Annotated in this window: 6 protein-coding genes; 5 read left to right on the top strand and 1 reads right to left on the bottom strand. The window is 62.3% G+C overall.

Features of this window, described 5'->3' with window-relative positions; all coding sequences use genetic code 11:
- The 3 genes from P792_RS37655 to P792_RS36070 form a co-directional block, all read left to right on the top strand.
- Window positions 1–359: hypothetical protein (locus tag P792_RS37655; protein ID WP_023979291.1), on the top strand; the 359-nt coding region annotated here is incomplete at its 5' end.
- Between the two features lie 53 nt (window positions 360–412).
- Complete coding sequence (locus P792_RS31195; RefSeq protein ID WP_023979290.1) at window positions 413–736, top strand: hypothetical protein; 324 nt, start codon at window positions 413–415, stop codon at window positions 734–736.
- Window positions 737–739: 3 nt separating this feature from the next.
- Window positions 740–1,378 carry a hypothetical protein gene (locus P792_RS36070; protein WP_023979289.1) on the top strand — a complete coding sequence of 213 codons (639 nt, stop codon included), beginning with the start codon at window positions 740–742 and terminating at the stop codon, window positions 1,376–1,378.
- Window positions 1,379–1,396: 18 nt separating this feature from the next.
- On the opposite strand, the gene P792_RS31190 is transcribed toward P792_RS36070, so the two are convergent.
- Window positions 1,397–1,795 carry an MliC family protein gene (locus tag P792_RS31190; RefSeq protein ID WP_235075486.1) on the bottom strand — a complete coding sequence of 133 codons (399 nt, stop codon included), beginning with the start codon at window positions 1,793–1,795 and terminating at the stop codon, window positions 1,397–1,399.
- A gap of 151 nt (window positions 1,796–1,946) precedes the next feature.
- On the opposite strand from P792_RS31190, the gene P792_RS31185 reads away from it, so the two are divergent.
- Complete coding sequence (locus tag P792_RS31185; RefSeq protein WP_023979287.1) at window positions 1,947–3,785, top strand: phage tail length tape measure family protein; 1,839 nt, start codon at window positions 1,947–1,949, stop codon at window positions 3,783–3,785.
- Window positions 3,786–3,829: 44 nt separating this feature from the next.
- A partial coding sequence (locus P792_RS0119335) for a hypothetical protein (protein WP_031241139.1) occupies window positions 3,830–5,053 on the top strand: 1,224 nt, incomplete at its 3' end.

Raw genomic sequence — 5,053 nt, 5'->3', positions numbered from 1 at the left:
ACACGTTCCTCATCACCACACGCGGCTTCACGCCGCGTTATCGCGACGCGCTCTATATCCTCAAGAATACGGTGGCGAGCCGTCTCAACCGCGCATTGCAGCCAGGTGCCACGCGCTACACTGCCGAGAGCCTGCCGCCGACCGAAGATGACAGGGCACAGGGTCAGGCCATTGCCGAACATTGCGTGCTTGATGTGGATGGCCTGCAGAATGACGACGGCTCCGAAATCGGAATCGATGCCTTCCGCCAGCTGCTCGCAAGCGGTGAGCATCCGATGCTGATCGCCCTTGCCATATCGGCTGCAGCCAAGGTGGGCGAACAGCGCACCGAAGATCATCGGGACGCGGTGGGAAACTGACAGCGGCGCTGGCTTGGGAACTCGAATACGGCCCATTCACGGGGCCTGACGAGGTGCCAGAGATCCGCGAAGCCATACTCGCCAGCAAGCCTGCCCTCCCACCCTCACTCGAACGCCCATGGCGTGGCTGGCATGATTTGCAACACGATCGCGCCTGGCTCACCGATCTGGTCGGGGCTGCCATAGGCAAGATCCGGGGCGTATCGCGCCCAGGCGGTATCTCCTGGCAGGCGCTGGCACGGTGGTGTGAGGCCAATGCGGTTTCGGAAGACGACCGGCCATGGATCGAGGACCAGATCCGCGCCATGGATAGCGTTTTCATGGCGTATCGAAACCGCAGGATCACCGAGGATATCGAACAGTTCATGAAGGGATGAACTATGGCACAAGCCGCAACCTTCAGCCGGTCGCTGCGCCTTTTTGTCGATCGCAATCTTTCCCCCGATGCCCTGCGGGCCGAAATGGCAAGACGAGCCATTGCAGCGCGTGACGAACTGATCGCACGCGGCGAGGCTCCACCCAGCTGGCGGCGCTATGTGGACGGCAAAGCCGACGCGCCAGAAACAAGCGTGCGGCTCGATGGAGCCATTCTCTATCGCTTCAATCTCACGGGCGAGGCGGCGGAGGCGGCGCTTGCCCTGTGTCGGTCAACATCGCCCGTACGCAGCGGACGCTTTCGCGATGCCTGGGTGCTGATCTGCGATGACAAGCCCTGGAAACAGCCGCTCAAGGATCTGCCAGCTGACCGCACGATCCTGATTGTCAATCCGCTGCCTTATGCCCGCAAGATCGAGACCGGGGCGCTTGAGCCCCGCATACGGCGCAACCAGATCGAGCGCGTGCGTCAAACCCTCATGCGGCGTTTTCCGACGCTTACTTTCGGCAAGACCTTCGTGCGCGTTGGCAGCGGCATCGCGCCGTCTGCCCCCTACATCCTGCGCGGCGCTTCAGGCGAGCGCAGGACACGGGCTGGCACGGTCATGACCTATCCGGCGCTGCAGATCACCCTGCGGTCATGAAAACTGGACTGGCAACAATCAGCCCTTGATTTCGTGGCAGGTGAGCATGGCACTGGCATCCATTTCGCTCGAGAACATGGCATCGTCGCCCTTGCTCCACCAGACGTATTCAGCCGCCGCGTATTTGGCGCCGCTCGCGGCAATCACGTCGGTAAATACCTGCGTTTTTCCGTCGACCGGAAGCACAGCGAGGCTGATATCGCCCGCGTTGATATAGCTTACCTTGACGATTTTCTCGGGCAGGACAGCACGCAGCTTAGCTGAACTCGCGCCCTTTTTTGCCTTACAGTTGTAGGACACTGTCTGACGGTGGATGTCGGTCGACGACGACAGTGGAATCGAGAGTGAGTCGCCAGTCTCTGCGTGCGCGGATGCAACAGCGGTCATGGCTGTCAAAGCAATCGCGGCTCCCGTCAATTTACGAATCATAGTCCTGCTCCACTTCCTGTTGCGCTTGCCTGCGCGTCTCGCGGCATGCGCGCACCTTCCTATCAGATGACGGCAACATTTCGGCTCATCCGCATTTCACAAATGCGCGGCCCGATGCTGCTACGCATGGAGCGTAACGATGCCCACCACGATCTCCGAGCTTTACATTGCTTTTGCGAGCAATCTGGCCAAGGCGCAGGAAGATGCGCAATCCCTGACCAGGCTTGGCGATGCGGCAGAGGTGGCCGATACGAAAGTGACCAGGCTGGGCCGCTCCGGTGCGTCGGTTGCGCGGCAGTTCGATGAAACGACGCGGGCCGAGGCCAAGCTGAGCAGCGAAATCCGCCAGCGCACGGCCAATATTGAGGCGCTGCAGAAGTCGCTCGCTGCTGGCGAGATCACGCAGGAACAATATGCAGGGTCGCTGGCTGGTATCGCCAAATCAGCCGCAGCACAGAAAGAGAAATTCGACGCGGCTACGGGTGCGAGCAAGCAACACGCTGTCGCCCTGGCCGAGGGCGCAGACGCCGCCAAATTATCCAGCTTCCAGATCGGCATTCTGGCGGGTGAAGCGCATAAATTCGCCGACCAGGTGCTGGCTGGTGGCGGGGCTATGAAGGCCGCTTTTTACCAGGTGCCGAACATGGTCACGGTCATGGGCGGTTTCGGCAAGGCCACGCAGATCGTGACCGGCCTGCTCATGGGCCCTGCCGGTCTGGCGCTCGCGGCCGTCGCTGCCGGTGCGGCCATCTACAAGATGGGCAGCGCCGCCGAGACCGAGGAATCGCACCTTGCGGCCCTAGGTCAGACCCTTCGTGCCACGCGCAGCGATTACGCGGCTATGGCCGGGGCTGCCGAGGACGCGGCACGACGCATCGCTGGCAAGGGCGGCTTGTCACTGACGGATAGCCGCGCCGTGACCACCACCTTTGCCGCCATGCCGACCAACAGTGGTAGCAGCCTCGATGCGCTGGCCATGACAGCACGTAACCTCGCCACCGTGCTCGGCAAGGACGTGCCGGAGGCGGCGAAAGACATGGCCGCTGCCTTCGATGATCCGGCAAAAGCAGCCGAGGATTTCGCGCAGAAAGGTCTGCTTGGTGTCCATGAAGGCCTGGTGCAGCACATACGCGATTTGCAGAACAGCGGCGATCGTATGGGGGCCTGGTCCCTGCTCATGGGGCAGGTCAGCAAGGCCACGGCCAACGCGGCCGATCAGGGCGTGACGCCGCTGCACCGCGCCCTGCACGACATGAGCACGTCGCTACACGAAGGGCTCGCCCCGCTCGGGCAGTTTGTGGACGGCATCGGCAATGGCATCATGGCCGGTGCTCTCAAGGGCGTGCAGGGCATCCAGTATCTGCTCGACAAGGCCAAGGAGGTGCGCGACTGGGAATGGGCGCAGCTGGACAAGATCCCCGCCGTCCACAATTACTGGCAGCAACGCGAGGTCGCGGCCTCCGATGTCGCAGGGGTGGGCAAGACCATCGACAGCGTGGGGGCCAGTCTCGGCGCAAGCTCGGACGTGCTCGCACTCGCCCATCGCATTCAGCCCATCGAAAGCGCAACGGGCCAGTACGACGCCAGCGGAAAAGTCGTGCAATCCTCTGCCGGTGCGCTGGGGGCGATGCAGATTATGCCGGGCAGCGCCAATGGCAATGACCTGCGCACGACAACGGGCAACGTCACGGCTGGCGTGCAGCTGCTCATGCGGCTCTACACCAAGTATGACGGCAATCAGGCGCTTGTCGCTATGGCCTATAACTGGGGTGAAGGAAACGTCGATCAGTACCTGTCAGGCAAGATTGCAAGCCCGCCTGCCAGTGTGCGGCTTATGCCCAGAAGGCCACGGGCGGCGAAATCTATGGTGCCCAGGCAATCGCATCGCGTCAGGGTCGGATCGATGATCAGCTGCGCGGCAGTGATGGCAGTACGGCGGCGCAGATCCGCGAGCATGAGCAGGCCATTACGGCCCTGACCACGGCACAGAAGGCACTGAATGACCTGCACACCGCAGGCAAGGTGTCGGATGCCGATTATGCCGCGCAAACCGGCGTGCTGACGGACAAGATCAACGTGCAGCGCGGCGCGCTCAACGAATTGCGCGACCCGATCGAGACCATCGCCCATCAGCAAAAGCTCGCTGCGCAGAGTGCCGAGACCTACTCGGCCGCCGAGGCCGCAATGGTGCAGGTGCATCAACAGGTCGAGGAAGCGGCGCGGCGTATGGGCCAGGCGCACGCGACCGCCACCCAGCTGGCGGAAGCCGAGGCCAGGCAACAGGAAATCCTGACGGGGCAATTCAATCAGTCCGTTGCGGCCATCAACGAGCACACCCAGGCCGAGCAGGATCTGCTGGCGGGCTATGATGCCTCGAAAGGCTCGCTCACGCAGTACCAACAGGCGATGGAGGCCGTCGAGAAAGTGCGTGCGACCTCGATCGACGGCACAGCCGAACAGGCCCGACAACTCGATATCCTGACAGGATCGCTCAAATCGGCCACGGCCTCGCAGGTCGATATGGCCAATGCGGGCAAGCTCTATGGGCAATCGCTGGATCTGGAAGTCATCAAGGCCCAGACGGCAGCGATCGGACAAAACAGCAACGCCGTATCGGTGCAGATTGCGGTGATGAAAGAGCGCAACCGCATTCTCGAGGCGGGCGGCGATATCAACTCGAAAACAAGCCAGGCCTATCTCGACAATGTGGCGGCCATCCAGATGGCAACCAACGCTTATCAGCATCAGAAATCGGCGCTCGATGATCTGACAGGGAGCCTGAGCGGCATGTTCGACACGCTGACGAACAGCGTCACGCAGGCCTTTGTGCAGAGCGGAAAAGGCGCGGTCGATTTCGGCTCGATCCTGTCCGGCCTGCAAACGCAGATAGTCGGGCTGGTGGCCAAGATGGCGCTGATTAACCCGGCCCTAAACGCGCTGGATGGCGGCTCACGCAATACGATTACGGGTCTGTCTGACACGCTGGCCATGGGCGGCTCGGTCGGCAACAAGGCGGCTAGTGTCTCAATTGCCGGGGCCGGTTCGCCCGCATCGAGCGTGGCGAGTTCGAGCGGCTGGCTTTCGGGAGCCATGAAAACGAAGCTCTTCGGCACGGCTACGATTGGCAACACCCTGGCCGGTGTGGGCGGTGGTTTCGCTCTCGGTTCCGCACTGGGTAATATCGGCGGCGGGACGTATGGCATGATCGGTTCAGGCGTGGGCGCGGCTTTGGGTGCAGGCCTTGGG

This window comes from Asaia sp. SF2.1 (assembly GCF_000505765.1).
Taxonomy (GTDB): Bacteria; Pseudomonadota; Alphaproteobacteria; order Acetobacterales; family Acetobacteraceae; genus Asaia; species Asaia bogorensis.
The sequence above is the reverse complement of the archived record's forward strand: the minus strand, read 5'-3'. Positions and strand labels throughout refer to the sequence as shown.